Source organism: Pseudomonas sp. SIMBA_068 (assembly GCF_046534705.1).
In the GTDB taxonomy this organism is placed as follows: domain Bacteria; phylum Pseudomonadota; class Gammaproteobacteria; order Pseudomonadales; family Pseudomonadaceae; genus Aquipseudomonas; species Aquipseudomonas putida.
In genome coordinates this window covers 275,573-288,723 of the sequence record NZ_JAWRYI010000008.1, presented here as the reverse complement: position 1 = coordinate 288,723, position 13,151 = coordinate 275,573, and the positions used below count along the sequence as shown (strand labels likewise).

Below are 13,151 nucleotides of genomic sequence, written 5' to 3'. Positions count from 1 at the left end.
CTCCTACAGGAGCACGCGATAGCTGTACCGGCCCCTTCGCAGCACAAGGCTGCTCCTACAGGGGCACGCGATAGCTGTAGGAGCAGCCTTGTGCTGCGAAGAGGCCGGTACAGGTAAAACAATTGGCACAGTCCCTGCTTTACCTCCAATACAACAAGCCCCACTGATCAACGGCGATCAACCCGGGGGCACACCGTGATGAATACAGGCAAAGGCGCCTGGAGCTTCGGCTCCAGGCGCTTTTTTTTTGATCGAGGATCGGCTTATGAAGGCAACAGCGAGCAGCGGGCAACGAGAGCGACTGGTCATCGTCGGCAACGGCATGGTCGGCCACCATTGCGTCGAACAACTGGTCAGCCGCGGCGCCCTGCAGCGCTTCGAGGTGCGGGTGTTCGGCGCAGAGCGCCAACGCGCCTACGACCGCGTGCACCTGTCCGAATACTTCGGCGGCAGCTGTGCCGAGACCCTGGCCCTGTGCGAGCACGATTTCTACAACGCCAACGGCGTGCACCTGCACCTCGGGGAGGCCGTGCTGGAAATCGACCGTGAACGCTGCGAAGTAGTCACCGCCGAGGGGCGCTACGGCTACGACCAACTGGTCCTGGCCACTGGCTCCTACCCCTTCGTGCCGCCGATCGAAGGCTCCAGCGGCAATGCCCGCCTGGTCTACCGTACCCTTGATGACCTCGATGCCATTCGCGCTGCCGCAGCCGGTGCCCGCCGTGGCGTGGTGGTCGGTGGTGGCCTGCTTGGCCTGGAGGCAGCCAACGCCCTCAAGTCGTTGGGCCTGGAAGCCCACGTGGTGGAGTTCGCCCCACGGCTGATGCCGGTTCAGCTGGACGGCGAGGGCGGTGCCGCGCTCAAGGCGCAGATTGAAGCGCTCGGTGTGGGCGTGCACCTGTCGCGCGCCACCCAGTCGATCAGCGCCGGTGAAGCCTACCGCTACCGCATGAACTTCGACGGTGGCGAGCATCTGGAAACCGACCTGATCGTGTTCTCCGCCGGTATCCGCCCGCAGGATGCCTTGGGCCGTGGCTGCGGCCTGGACATCGCCGCCCGTGGTGGCGTGGTGATCGACAACCATTGCCGCAGCAGCGACCCGCGCATCTTTGCCATCGGCGAGTGCGCCTCGTGGAACGGTAGCGTGTTCGGCCTGGTCGCCCCAGGCTACAGCATGGCGCGCAACCTGGCGGCTTTGCTGATGGGGGAAGCGGCGGTAGCGTTTACCGGTGCCGACATGTCGACCAAGCTCAAGCTGCTGGGCGTGGATGTCGGCTCGATTGGTGATGCCCATGGCGCCACCCCCGGTTCACGCAGCTACCGCTTCATCGACGAAGCCAACAGCGCCTACCGCCGGCTGGTGGTGGACGCCAGCGGCAAGCACGTGCTCGGCGCAGTGCTGGTCGGCGACAACAGCTACTACGACACCCTGCTGCAATACGCCCAGAACGGCATCGCCCTGCCAGCCGACCCGGCAGCGCTGATCCTGCCGCAAGGCGGTGGTGCACCAGCCTTGGGCGCCGATGCGCTGCCCGACAGCGCGACCATCTGCTCGTGCCACAACGTCAGCAAGGGCGCGGTGTGCGACGCCATCGACAGCGGGTGCAGCGACCTTGCTGCGGTCAAGGGCTGCACCAAGGCCGGCAGCGGCTGCGGCGGTTGTGCGGCCTTGCTCAAGCAGGTGTTCGAGCACGAACTGACCGCACGTGGCGTAGCGGTGGACAAGAGCCTGTGCGAGCACTTCGCCTACACCCGCCAGGAGCTCTACGGGCTGGTGCGGGTGGAGGGCATCCGCACCTACAGCGAGCTGCTCGCACGCCACGGTAAGGGCCACGTTGGCTGTGACATCTGCAAGCCGGCGGTGGGCAACATCCTCGCCTCCTGCTGGAACCAGCCGATCATGGACCCGGCGCTGGTGCCGCTGCAGGACACCAACGACACCTTCATGGCCAACATGCAGAAGAACGGCACCTACTCGGTGGTGCCGCGTATTCCGGGTGGTGAAATCACCCCCGACAAGCTCATCGTCATCGGCCAGGTGGCCAAGAAGTACGACCTGTACACCAAGATCACCGGCGGTCAGCGCATCGACCTGTTCGGTGCCCAGTTGCACGAGCTGCCGCTGATCTGGGGCGAGCTGATCGAGGCCGGCTTCGAAACCGGCCACGCCTACGGCAAGTCGACCCGCACGGTGAAATCGTGCGTGGGCAGCACCTGGTGCCGTTACGGCGTGCAGGACAGTGTCGCCATGGCCCTGCGCCTGGAAGACCGCTACAAGGGCCTGCGCAGCCCGCACAAGCTCAAGTTCGCGGTGTCTGGCTGCACCCGCGAGTGTGCCGAGGCGCAGAGCAAGGACATCGGCGTGATCGCCACCGACAAGGGCTGGAACCTCTACGTGTGCGGCAACGGCGGCATGCGCCCACGGCATGCCGAGCTGTTCGCCACCGACCTGGACGACGAAACCCTGGTACGCCTGATCGACCGTGTACTGATGTTCTACATCCGTACGGCCGACAAGTTACAGCGCACCTCGGTGTGGCGCGAGAACCTGGAAGGCGGCCTGGACTACCTGAAGCAGGTCGTGATCGACGATAGCCTGGGCCTGGCCAGCGAGCTGGAAAGCCAGATGCAGCATGTGGTCGACCAGTATGAATGCGAATGGGCCAACGCCCTCAACGACCCCGAGAAGCTCAAGCGCTTCCGTACCTTTGTCAACGATCGCCGCGCTGACCCGGACGTGCACTTCGTGCGTGAACGCGAACAACGCCGGCCAGCGGCGCCGCTGCACCTGATCCCTACTGTCGAGGAGGCTGTCTGATGAACCTGTCCAATGCTGCTGTGAAAACCTGTGAGAACTGGCAGGCGGTGTGCCAGGCGCAAGACCTGGTGGCCGATTCCGGGGTCGTGGTGTGGCTCGACGGGGCTCAGGTGGCGCTGTTCTACCTGCCAGGGCAGGCGCAGCCGCTGTATGCGGTGGACAACCGCGACCCACGCTCCGGCGCCAACATCATCGGTCGCGGGCTGGTGGGCAGCGTGCAAGGTGAGTTGGTGGTGGCAGCGCCGCTCTACAAGCAGCACTTCAGCCTGCTGAGTGGGGAGTGCCTGGAGGATGCCGGGCAGAGGTTGCGGGTGTGGCCGGTGCGGTTGAAGGGGGAGGCCGTGGAGCTGTCTGTGGCCTGATCACCATTTGTTGGCTGCCCCCACTTCGCGGGCTTGTCCCGCGAACACGGGCGAAGCCCGTGCCATGCACCGTGTTGGATGCTTCGCGGGGGCAAGCCCGCGAAGAGGCCGGCACCAGCCGGCTAGATCACCAAGCCCTGCGGCGTGCGCCCGGCAAATACATCCACCAGGCTGGCCACCACCATCTCGCCCATGCGCGTGCGGGTCTGCACCGTGGCGCTGGCTCGATGCGGCTGCAGCACCACATCCTCACGCTCGAACAATGCCTCGGGCGCGCGGGGTTCGTCGGCAAACACATCCAGCGCCGCGCCAGCGATTTCCCCGGCCTGCAGCGCCGCGATCAACGCCGGCTCATCCACCAGCTTGCCGCGTGCGATGTTGATCAGGTATCCCTCTGCACCTAACGCCCGCAGCACTTGGCGATCGATCAGCGCCTCGCCCTTGTCGGCCGCCGCCGCCAGGATCAGTGCATCACTGTCCTTGGCCAGCTGCAGCAGGTCTGCCTCAAAGCCGTAAGGCACGTCCAGCGGCTGCAGGTCGGTGTAGCGAATCGGGCACCCGAACGCTGCCGCCCGTTGGGCGACTGCGCGGCCGACGCGCCCCATGCCGACGATGCCCACGCGCATGCCCGACACCTGCCGGGCCAGTGGCAACGGTGCCAGCGGCGTGGCACTGGTGGCCCAATGGCCGGCGCGAACGAAGCGGTCACCGGTGCAGATACCCCGGCACAAGCCGATCAGCAGGCCAATCGCGAGATCGGCGACGTCCTCGGTGAGGGCACCGATGGTTGCCGTTACCTGGATGCCACGATCGCGAGCATAGGCCAGGTCTACCGCGTCGGTACCGACACCATTGACCGCGATCACTTCAAGGTGGGGCAAGCGTGCCATCAGCGCCTGGCTGATACCGGTGTGGCCGCCGGTGATCACGCCGCGAATATTGCCGGCATGCTGGCTGACGTAGGCCTCCTTGTCGGCCTGTTCGTAGTAGCGGTGCACGGTGAACAGCTGTTCCAGGCGCTCGCGGATCTGCGGGATCAGGACAGGGCTCAGTTGCAGGACTTCGGGTTTCATCGGTCACTCCATCATAAACAGGGATCAGCCACGGCCAACGAACGGCATGTTGCTGGCCATCACGGTCATGTTCAGTACGTTGGCGTCCAGCGGCAGCGCCGCGATGTAGCGCACCGCATCGGCCACATGGCGCACGTCCAGCATCGGCTCGGCTGCGACCTCGCCATTGGCCTGGCGTACCCCCCGGGTCATGCGCTCGGACAACTCGGTCAGGGCGTTGCCGATGTCCACCTGGCTACACACGATGTTGTACGGCCGGCCATCCAGCGCCAGCGCCTTGGTCAGGCCAAGCACCGCATGCTTGCTGGCCGTGTAGGGTGCAGTGAACGGGCGTGGGGTGTGCGCCGAGATCGAGCCGTTGTTGATGATTCGCCCACCTTGCGGTTGCTGGCGGCGCATCAGGCCGAAGGCAGCGCGGGCGCACAGGAACACACCGTCGACGTTGGTGGCGATGACGTTGCGCCAGTTCTCCAGCGGCAGCTCGTCCACCGGCACGGCGGGCGCGTTGATACCGGCATTGTTGAAGATCACATCGAGCCGGCCGTGCACTTCTTCGATGGTGGCGAACAGCTGCGCGACGCTCTGCTCGTCGCGTACATCGGTGGGCACGGCCAGCGCCTCACCGCCTGCTGCCAGCGCCTGTGCAACCACGGCTTGCAGGGGTTCGGCGCGGCGCCCGGCGAGCACCAGGCTGAAGCCGTCATCCAGCAGGGCGAGGGCGACGGCGCGGCCGATGCCGCTACCGGCACCGGTGACCAGGGCGATTTTCTTGTTCTGGGTCATGTCGGGTCTCCGTCAGGTTCAGGCTGCGTTGGCTGTTTGCCCGGCAGGGCGGGGGCCGACACGCAGATGCAGTTCGCCGATACCGTCGATGCCGGCGTGTATCGTGTCCCCGGGGTTCAGCGGGGCCACGCCGGGCGGGCTGCCGGTCATGATCAGGTCGCCCGTGCGCAGCGGCAGCTGGCGTGACAGCCGGCTGATCACTTCGGCCAATGCCCAGGTCTGCTGGCTCAGGTGAGCACGCTGGCGCTCCTCGCCATTGACTTGCAGCCACAGCGACGCATCCAGTGGCCAGGCGCATTCGCTGGCGGGGACGATGGCGGTCATCGGTGCCGAGGCCTCGAATACTTTGGCACCTTCCCAGGGCAGGCCCTCGGCCTTGGCCTTGCGCTGGTGATCGCGGCGGGTCAGGTCCAGGCCGGCGGCGAAGCCGAACACGTGCTCCAGGGCGTGTCCCGGGGCAATGTCGGCACCGCCCTTGGCAATGGCCGCGACCAGCTCGATTTCATGGCAGAACTCGTCGGTCTGCGGCGGGAAGGGCAGCTCGCCCGATGCCTCGACGACGTTGCTCGCCGGCTTCATGAAAAACACCGGCTCCAGCGGCGCCGCGCCGTAGGATTCCGGCCACGGGTAGTTGCGGCCGATGCAGAACACCCGGCCGACGGGGAAGCGCGCATCGCTGCTGCGGATCGGCAGGCTGACGATGGCCGGCGGGTTGAACAGGTAGGTCATGGGTGAATCCTCCGTACTGGAGTGGCCAGCGTATCCAGCGGCTGGCCGGCAAAGTTGGACGAAAGCGGGGTTGGATTGGATTATCCAAGTAACCTGTACCGGCCCAATCGCCAGCACAGGCAGTGCAATCTCAAGCAGTTGTTTTCAGCTCGATGCGATAGAGCTTCCCAAGCAGCAGCGAGTAAGACAGCGTGCCCATCAACGCCACGCCGCCGATGAACCAGAACGCCATGGCGAACGAGCCACTGGCGTGCACGATGGCGCCGATCACGATCGGTGTGACGATGCCGCCGATGTTCGCCGCCAGGCTGGTGATGCCGCCGGTCAGGCCGATCAGCTCCTTCGGCGCCACTTCCGACACGGCAGCCCACGACGACGAGGCGATGCCCTGGGCGAAGAACGCCAGGGTCAGCACGGCGATGCACAGCACATTGGAATCGGTGAAGTTCACCAGCACGATCGACATCCCCAGCATCGAGCCCACCACCAGCGGCAGCTTGCGGGCAAACGACAGCGAGTAGCCCTTGCGGATCAGCAGGTCGGAGACGATGCCCGCCAGGAGGATGCCGACCGTGGCACCAATGAACGGCATGACCGCGAAGATGCCGACCTTGATCAGCGTCAGCTGGCGGTCTTCGATCAGGTAGGTGGGGAACCAGGTAAGGAAGAAGTACAGTGCCGAGGTGCTGGCGAACTTGCCCAGGCAGATCGCCCAGACCTGGCGATAGCGGAACAGTTCGGCGACCTGCCGCCAGTCGAAGCGGGTACGTTGCTGGCTGCTTTTCACCAGGCCACCGCCGTTCTCGATGTAGGCCAGTTCCTCCTTGCTGACCTTCTTGCAGTTCAGCGGGTCGCGGTATAGCACCAGCCACACGACGCCGAACAGGATGCCCACCAGGCCGGTGCTGTAGAACACGTGGCGCCAGTCATAGGTGGTCGCCAGCCACAGCAGCGCGCCGGTGAATAGCGCGGTGCCCAGGTACTGGCCACATACGTAGATGCTGCTGGCCATGCCGCGCTCGCGGGCGGGGAACCACACCGTGACCGCACGGCTGTTGGCCGGGAAAGCCGGGGCCTCCATGGCGCCGACCGCCAGGCGCAGGCCGAACAGTGAGGCGAAGCCGCTGGCCAGGCCTTGGGCCACGGTGACTGCCGACCAGCTGATCAGCGACACGCCGTAGGTCAGGCGCGAGCCGAAACGGTCGGCGATGAAGCCGGCCGGCACCAGTGCCAATGCGTAGGTCCAGGCGAAGGCGGAGAAGATCAGGCCCATCTCGACCTTGTCCAGGCCCAGGTCCTTGGCCATGAACGGCGCTGCGATGGAAATGTTCACCCGGTCGACGTAGTTGATGATGGTCGCCACCAGCAGCAGCGACAGCATGAACCAGCGGCGGCGGGAGGGCAGGCGCTGGGCAGGGGCCGCGTCCAGCGCGTACGACGACGCGGCGCGGGGGGTAGGCGTGCTCGACATGAGTCGACCTCGTTTGTTGTTGTTGGTAGAGGTTGGGCTGCAGTCCCGTTCCTACAGTGGTCGTACGACGTATTGAATGCAACGGCGGTTTTAGACCGTTTTTTTCGCTGAAGGCGGGGTAGGGCTGTGCTGTCCAAGAAAATCAGAAGGTGGGGTTTTGCGCGTATTTTCAGCTGTATGTCGCATTCCCAGCGGGTTGTGGACGGTTAGGGTTGCGCGAGTTTTTGCAGACAGGTTTAATTTGATGACTTTAGACATCGTACAACCTGTAGTGCATGCCCCTGGTCTCTCGCGGCCTTGCCCGTGAAGGGGCCAGACAGCGCCATCCTTGAAGACTGGAGCCAACCCAATGCCCCCCAAGCGCGAGGTTCCGACCTACGTCATGCAGCAGCGCAGCGAGCTGATGGATTTCTACATCCGCGACCAGTGCGGGCGCCCCGCCGAGACCGCGCCGCACCGTCACGAGTATTTTCAGATCCAGGTCAATTTAGGCGGCGACACGGTGCAACACATCGGCAGCGTGCAGCGCCCGTTCAGGCGCAACACTCTGGCTTTCATCCTGCCGCACAGGGTGCACGTGATCCCACATCCGGCGGACAGCGACTTCGTGGTGATCAATTTCTCCCAGACGTTCCTCCTGCCGCACCTGGCCTGCGACCCGATGGACCTGGAAGAAGTGTCGATCCTGCAGGCGCCGGAGCTGTCACCGTTCCGCTTTCAAGAGCATCTCGACTTTTGCCTGGGTGACGCCGACTTTGCCGAGGCCCGGCAAATCCTCGATCGCTTGCGTGAACTGGATGCCAACCGCCGCTTTGGCACCCGCGAAATGCTCAAGGGCCTGTTGCTGCAGCTGATCGGCCAGGTCTGCGGCCTGTACGCCGAGCCGCTGCGCGAACTGGCCGACAGCAACGCTGCCCAGCTCAGCCGCCGGGCCGCGCTGGGCCGCATGAGTGAATACCTGCGCCGGCATATCGATGACCCCGACCTGAACCTGCAAAAAGTCGCCGCCGCCACCTACCTGTCGCCCACCTACCTGACCCACTGGCTGCGCAAGGAAATCGGCAAGACCTTCAGCGAGCTGGTGCTGGAGCGGCGCATGCACACCGCGCGCAACTACCTGCTCAATGGCAGCCGCCCGGTGGGCGAGGTGGCGCGGCTCTGTGGCTTTGCTGATGAAGCCTACTTTTCCCGGCGCTTCCGGCAGATCCATGGCCTGCCGCCCGGGCAATTCCGCCGCCAGCAGCGCGACCCGGATACGCCGCAGGTAGCGATGCGGTAAGCTTGCCGCCATGAACCTCGACACCCGCATCAAATACCGCCACCTGCTGTGTTTCCTGGAGATTGCCCGGCAGGGCAGCCTGGCCAGGGCGGCCGATAACCTGTCGATCAGCCAGCCGGCGATTTCCAAGACCCTCAAGGAACTCGAAGGCCTGCTGGAAGCGCGCCTGTTCGCGCGCAGCCGCCAAGGCGTCGAGCTGACCCCGGCCGGGGCGCGTTTCATGCGTTATGCCGGGCCCAGCGTGCAGGCCCTGCGCGATGGCGTCAGCAGCTTGCGCGGCGAAGCGCGGGCGCCGTCGCAGGTGCGTATTGGCGTGCTGTCGACGGTCGAGGGCCTGCTCATGCCCGAGGTGCTGTGCCGCCTGCACCAGCGCCATGAAGCGCTGGTCATCAGTGTGGCCACCGGGGTCAGCGCGCAGCTGCTCGGCCAACTGCGTCTGGGTGAGCTGGAACTGGTAGTCGGGCGCATGACCGACAGCCCGCAGATCCAGGGCCTTTCGTTCGAGCACCTGTACAGCGAGTCGATGAGCCTGGTGGTACGCCCGGGCCACCCGTTGCTGGCCGCCACGCCGGTCGAGCGCGCCAAGGTCGGGCGTTACCCGTTGGTGTTGCCACCGGCGGGCACCACCATCCGCCAGCATGCCGACAGCCTGTTTGTGCAATGCGGCATCCAGATGCCGGCGCAGCGCCTGGAAACCCTGTCGTTGGCCCTGAGCCGGCGCTATCTGCTGGGCAGCGACGCGTTGTGGGTAGCGCCGCGCGATGCGGTGCTGCTCGACCTGCGCCGTGGTGAGCTGGTCGAGCTCGACCTGGGCGTGCGCGAGCCGGGCGGCTCGGTGGGTATCTGCCGCAATGCCGCCTTGCCGCAGAGCCTGCCTGGGCAGTGGGTGTGCGAGGTGTTGCGCGAGGTGGCAGGGGAGTACCGGGACGGCAACTACCCCTGAGTGCAGGCCTTTCAGAGTCCAGCGAAATAAATCCCCTTTAGAACCGGGCAAAAACGGCACAACCGGTCAATACTGGCCAATGGCTGCAAGCCCGGCATGAATTACCGTTTAACTACTGAACTTCCTTACCAAAACCCGCTCCTATGCCGGTAGCCATTGGTCATGGCCGCCTGCTAAGCTCGCGGCTTTACCCTGATTGCCCTTATGGCGCATGAACAAGGAAATAGCATGAAACAGCATCGTTTGGCGGCTGCGGTTGCCCTGGTAGGCCTGGTACTGGCTGGCTGTGATCAACAGGCCAGCAGCCCCGAGCTGAAGACTCCGGCGCAGAAAGCCTCCTACGGTATCGGCCTGAACATGGGCAAGAGCTTGGCTCAGGAAGGCATGGAAGACCTTGATTCGAAATCGGTCGCCCTCGGTATCGAAGACGCCGTTGGCAAGAAAGAACAACGCATCAAGGACGAAGAGCTGGTAGAGGCGTTCACCGCCCTGCAGAAACGCGCCGAGGAGCGCCTGGCCAAGGCCAGCGAAGAAGCCGCCTCCGCCGGCAAGAAATTCCTCGAAGAAAACGCCAAGAAGCCAGGCGTGGTCACCACTGCCTCGGGCCTGCAGTACGAAGTGGTCAAGAAGGCTGATGGCCCGCAGCCAAAGCCGACCGACGTAGTCACTGTCCACTACGAAGGCAAACTGACCGATGGCAAGGTGTTCGACAGCTCTGTCGAGCGTGGCAGCCCGATCGACCTGCCGGTCAGCGGTGTGATCCCGGGTTGGGTCGAAGGCCTGCAGCTGATGCACGTTGGCGAGAAGTACAAGCTGTTCATCCCGGCTGAGCTGGCCTACGGCGCCCAAAGCCCAAGCCCGCTGATCCCGGCGAACTCGGTACTGGTGTTCGACCTGGAACTGATCGCCATCAAGGATCCGGCCCAGCTGCAGGGTGGCGAGCCGGAAGCCGAGGCTCCAGCTGAAGCGCCTGCTGAAGCACCTGCCAAGTAACATTGGTTGGTTCTTGCAAAACGCCCCGTCCTGACGGGGCGTTTTCGTTTGTGGCGATTGGACGAACCAGCAACAACTGATACTGTCCGAGGAAATGCAGCTAGTAGATGTAGGATGTTTCTGGCGCAAATCGTTTGCGGTCAGGTACCCACGGCTTGAAACGGTTGTGTAAAAAACGCCCGATCTGACCGTGGGCCTTGCCTGGCAGGCACCTGGGCTCAGAAACGCGACCCTGTTCACAAGGTTATCCACAATAAATGTGGATAACCTGTTCCGCCTGGAGGCTCCATGAGCGCACCCTGGAATTTTGCCCGTTTCCTGCCCTTGGCCGAGCGCCTGCTCAGCCGTGGTCGGCTGCCGGCCCTGCTGTTTGCAGTGGCCCGCAAAGGCCCGCGCATCGGTCAGTTGCGTGAGGACGTGAAACTGCTGCAGTCGCTGTGCCTGGCGTGGTGGCGTGGCGAATACCGCGCCATCAGCCCCAAGGCCCTGGTCACCATCGTGGCTGGCCTGCTGTATTTCGTCAGCCCCATCGATGCCATCCCCGACTGGTTGCTGGGCGTGGGTTTTCTCGATGACATCGCGGTGCTGGGCTGGGTGCTGAAGACCGTGGCCGACGAACTGGCGCGCTTCAAGGCTTGGCGCGACAGCCAGGCACCCGAGCGGCTGCGCGTGGTCGAGCGCCTGCCGGCTACCCCGCAAGCGCTGGGGCTGGAGCGCAACACGCAATGAAAACAGCCTGAACTGCAGTCAACCGGACAGACCCCGGAGTTGGTAATATAATTGGCATAAGGGTTATGCCTACGGATTACATGCTGTAATCCTTTTTTAAGGGGTTTGTAATGGGTATTCAGGTCATTAGCCGGGACGGTCAACCCGAGTACGCCGTCGTTCCCTGGGAGCAGTACCAGGCACTGCTCAAGGCGGCTGGGCAGGCACCTGCAGAGGCGTTCGTCAGCGAAGAGCCCGGCTCAGCTGCCGTGGCGCCATTGCCGGCGTTCAGCGAAGTGGCGCAGATTCGCCAGGCCAAGGGCATTGCCCCTGAGCAACTGGCGCGCAATGTCGGGGTGAGCCCGGCGTATCTGGCCATGATCGAATCGGGTGAACGCCAGCCGGATGCTGCCATCCGCCGCGCCTTGGCCTGGCATCTGGGGGTGGCTGGCTGGAGCGAGCCATCATGAGCCAGGTCAGGATCAGCCGTCAGCACTGGGATAACCTGCTGGGCGAGCTTGACCTGGCCCGTCGTCAACGTCACTTGCTGACGTACCGAGCGCTGATCGAGCGCTTGCAACTGCCTAGCCCTGCCATGCAGACGCTGACCGCTGCGCTGGAGTACCTGGCGGTGCTGGATGCCCGTGCCGAGCAGCCGTTGCGCAGCTCCTTGGTGATCAGCCAGGGCGCAAGCCGTTTGCCGCGTACCGGCTTCTTTGAATGTGTTGAACGGCTGGGGCGCTTTGCCGGGCCGGTCGATGGCATGGAGGCGGCGTCGTGGCATGCCTCCGAGGTGGTCCGGGTGTTCGAGTACAGCTACCCGGAAACAGCCTGATTGTCAGCATCAGCGCGGTCCCTCCCGCCGGTACACCACCGGCCTGTAGGAGCAGCCTTGTGCTGCTCCTACAGATACAGCGCGAGGCTCAAGGCCTGTGGTGAACATGTGGGAGCTGGCTTGCCGGCGATAGGGCCAGAGCAGGCAAACCATGCCGGTGGATCAATCCACAACCTTTGCCATCAGCATCCACCACCTCCAATGCCTCCAGGTGCTGATGCCGCTCGAACAACTCCAGCAACTGCCCAAGCGTCGCATTGAGCCGCACCGTCGGCTGTCCAGCCAGTGGCGCGCTCATCGGCGTCGGTAAAGGCCAGCTTTCCCGCACCCCCAACTCTTGCGGCCGCCCCAGCAGGTAGCCCTGCACCAGGTCTACACCCATCTCAGTCAGCACTTTCAGTTCTTCTGCCAGCTCGATACCTTCGGCAATTACCTGTGCCTTCGAGGCCCGGGCAATCTGCAATATCGAGCCGACGAACTCGCGCTTGAGCGGGTCGCGGTGAATGCCGTCTATGAAGTGGCGGTCGATCTTCACGTATTCGGGGCGCAGCTCCGACCACAGGCGCAAGCTCGAATAGCCTGCGCCCAGATCGTCGAGGGCTATCGAGAAGCCCATGTCGCGGTAGTGGTGCAGTGCATTGGACAGCAGCTGGAAGTCGTCGGTCGGGGTGTGCTCGGTCAGCTCGATCACCACCCGGCTGGGCGGCAGGCCGACCTGCTCCAGCAGCTTCAGGGTAAGGCCGGACGGGTAGTGTGGCTCCAGCAACGATTCGGGCGAGATGTTGAGAAACAGCTTGCCCTGCAGTTGTTGCTCGCTGAAGCGCCGGCAGGCGCTTTCTCGGCAGGCGGCTTCCAGCTCGGTCAGGCGGCCGGCCTGGCGGGCGATACTGAAGAGGTTCAGCGGTGCATGCAGCGGGCTGTTGGACGGCCCGCGGCTCAGCGCTTCATGGGCGAAAACCCGTTGCTCGCTCAGGCACATGATTGGCTGGAACAGACTGTGAATGCTGCGTTGAGCCAGGATGGCACTCAAGGCACTGAGCTGTTCGGCGACGGTCATGACGTATTCCTGAAAATGAAAGGGCCGGGCATCTGCATGCCCGGCCCCCGTATTTCACGACAGCGCGATGACTGTTTGATGACAGGTCACATTATTCTGC

13 protein-coding genes are annotated in these 13,151 nt (G+C 64.3%); 8 read left to right on the top strand and 5 right to left on the bottom strand.

What is annotated here, in order from left to right:
* The first annotated feature begins 265 nt into the window (after positions 1–265).
* Together nirB and nirD are read left to right on the top strand one after the other, a co-directional pair.
* Positions 266–2,818, top strand: a complete 2,553-nt coding sequence (nirB, locus tag SB756_RS19695) for a nitrite reductase large subunit NirB (RefSeq protein WP_341797819.1) — start codon at positions 266–268, stop codon at positions 2,816–2,818.
* Positions 2,818–3,180, top strand: a complete 363-nt coding sequence (gene nirD / locus SB756_RS19690; protein ID WP_132844468.1) for a nitrite reductase small subunit NirD — start codon at positions 2,818–2,820, stop codon at positions 3,178–3,180. The genes nirB and nirD overlap by 1 nt, the downstream gene beginning before the upstream one ends.
* A gap of 122 nt (positions 3,181–3,302) precedes the next feature.
* Here nirD and SB756_RS19685 read toward each other — a convergent pair whose 3' ends face one another.
* From SB756_RS19685 to SB756_RS19670, 4 genes are all read right to left on the bottom strand, one after another.
* Positions 3,303–4,253, bottom strand: a complete 951-nt coding sequence (locus SB756_RS19685; protein WP_341797820.1) for a 2-hydroxyacid dehydrogenase — start codon at positions 4,251–4,253, stop codon at positions 3,303–3,305.
* 24 nt (positions 4,254–4,277) lie between these two features.
* Positions 4,278–5,036, bottom strand: a complete 759-nt coding sequence (locus tag SB756_RS19680) for an SDR family oxidoreductase (protein ID WP_132844474.1) — start codon at positions 5,034–5,036, stop codon at positions 4,278–4,280.
* Positions 5,037–5,054: 18 nt separating this feature from the next.
* Positions 5,055–5,765: a fumarylacetoacetate hydrolase family protein gene (locus tag SB756_RS19675; protein WP_341797821.1), complete on the bottom strand. Its 711-nt coding sequence runs from the start codon at positions 5,763–5,765 to the stop codon at positions 5,055–5,057.
* Between the two features lie 130 nt (positions 5,766–5,895).
* The gene (locus SB756_RS19670; RefSeq protein ID WP_410911505.1) at positions 5,896–7,236 is read right to left on the bottom strand and encodes an MFS transporter; all 1,341 of its coding nucleotides are present in this window, start codon (positions 7,234–7,236) and stop codon (positions 5,896–5,898) included.
* Positions 7,237–7,585: 349 nt separating this feature from the next.
* Here SB756_RS19670 and SB756_RS19665 point away from each other — a divergent pair, with 349 nt between their 5' ends.
* The 6 genes from SB756_RS19665 (at position 7,586) to SB756_RS19640 (ending at position 11,994) form a co-directional block, all read left to right on the top strand.
* The gene (locus SB756_RS19665; protein ID WP_410911503.1) at positions 7,586–8,515 is read left to right on the top strand and encodes a helix-turn-helix transcriptional regulator; all 930 of its coding nucleotides are present in this window, start codon (positions 7,586–7,588) and stop codon (positions 8,513–8,515) included.
* Between the two features lie 10 nt (positions 8,516–8,525).
* Positions 8,526–9,458: a pca operon transcription factor PcaQ gene (gene pcaQ / locus SB756_RS19660; protein WP_341797822.1), complete on the top strand. Its 933-nt coding sequence runs from the start codon at positions 8,526–8,528 to the stop codon at positions 9,456–9,458.
* Positions 9,459–9,686: 228 nt separating this feature from the next.
* Positions 9,687–10,451 (top strand): FKBP-type peptidyl-prolyl cis-trans isomerase, encoded by a 765-nt coding sequence (locus SB756_RS19655; protein ID WP_234229165.1) that lies wholly within the window; start codon positions 9,687–9,689, stop codon positions 10,449–10,451.
* Positions 10,452–10,739: 288 nt separating this feature from the next.
* On the top strand, positions 10,740–11,180 hold the full coding sequence (locus tag SB756_RS19650) for a YkvA family protein (RefSeq protein WP_341797823.1): 441 nt from the start codon (positions 10,740–10,742) through the stop codon (positions 11,178–11,180).
* A 110-nt stretch (positions 11,181–11,290) separates the two neighbouring features.
* Positions 11,291–11,629, top strand: a complete 339-nt coding sequence (locus tag SB756_RS19645; RefSeq protein WP_410911501.1) for a helix-turn-helix domain-containing protein — start codon at positions 11,291–11,293, stop codon at positions 11,627–11,629.
* Positions 11,626–11,994, top strand: a complete 369-nt coding sequence (locus SB756_RS19640) for a hypothetical protein (protein WP_016501064.1) — start codon at positions 11,626–11,628, stop codon at positions 11,992–11,994. The genes SB756_RS19645 and SB756_RS19640 overlap by 4 nt, the downstream gene beginning before the upstream one ends.
* Positions 11,995–12,082: 88 nt before the next feature.
* Here SB756_RS19640 and SB756_RS19635 read toward each other — a convergent pair whose 3' ends face one another.
* Positions 12,083–13,051 carry an EAL domain-containing protein gene (locus SB756_RS19635; protein WP_410911499.1) on the bottom strand — a complete coding sequence of 323 codons (969 nt, stop codon included), beginning with the start codon at positions 13,049–13,051 and terminating at the stop codon, positions 12,083–12,085.
* Between the last annotated feature and the right edge of the window lie 100 nt (positions 13,052–13,151).

Bases quoted from the DNA above. Each gene is read 5' to 3' on its own strand.
- nirB (WP_341797819.1), top strand. From the start codon at position 266: ATGAAGGCAACAGCGAGCAGCGGGCAACGAGAGCGACTGGTCATCGTC.
- nirD (WP_132844468.1), top strand. From the start codon at position 2,818: ATGAACCTGTCCAATGCTGCTGTGAAAACCTGTGAGAACTGGCAGGCG.
- SB756_RS19685 (WP_341797820.1), bottom strand. From the start codon at position 4,253: ATGAAACCCGAAGTCCTGCAACTGAGCCCTGTCCTGATCCCGCAGATC.
- SB756_RS19680 (WP_132844474.1), bottom strand. From the start codon at position 5,036: ATGACCCAGAACAAGAAAATCGCCCTGGTCACCGGTGCCGGTAGCGGC.
- SB756_RS19675 (WP_341797821.1), bottom strand. From the start codon at position 5,765: ATGACCTACCTGTTCAACCCGCCGGCCATCGTCAGCCTGCCGATCCGC.
- SB756_RS19670 (WP_410911505.1), bottom strand. From the start codon at position 7,236: ATGTCGAGCACGCCTACCCCCCGCGCCGCGTCGTCGTACGCGCTGGAC.
- SB756_RS19665 (WP_410911503.1), top strand. From the start codon at position 7,586: ATGCCCCCCAAGCGCGAGGTTCCGACCTACGTCATGCAGCAGCGCAGC.
- pcaQ (WP_341797822.1), top strand. From the start codon at position 8,526: ATGAACCTCGACACCCGCATCAAATACCGCCACCTGCTGTGTTTCCTG.
- SB756_RS19655 (WP_234229165.1), top strand. From the start codon at position 9,687: ATGAAACAGCATCGTTTGGCGGCTGCGGTTGCCCTGGTAGGCCTGGTA.
- SB756_RS19650 (WP_341797823.1), top strand. From the start codon at position 10,740: ATGAGCGCACCCTGGAATTTTGCCCGTTTCCTGCCCTTGGCCGAGCGC.
- SB756_RS19645 (WP_410911501.1), top strand. From the start codon at position 11,291: ATGGGTATTCAGGTCATTAGCCGGGACGGTCAACCCGAGTACGCCGTC.
- SB756_RS19640 (WP_016501064.1), top strand. From the start codon at position 11,626: ATGAGCCAGGTCAGGATCAGCCGTCAGCACTGGGATAACCTGCTGGGC.
- SB756_RS19635 (WP_410911499.1), bottom strand. From the start codon at position 13,051: ATGACCGTCGCCGAACAGCTCAGTGCCTTGAGTGCCATCCTGGCTCAA.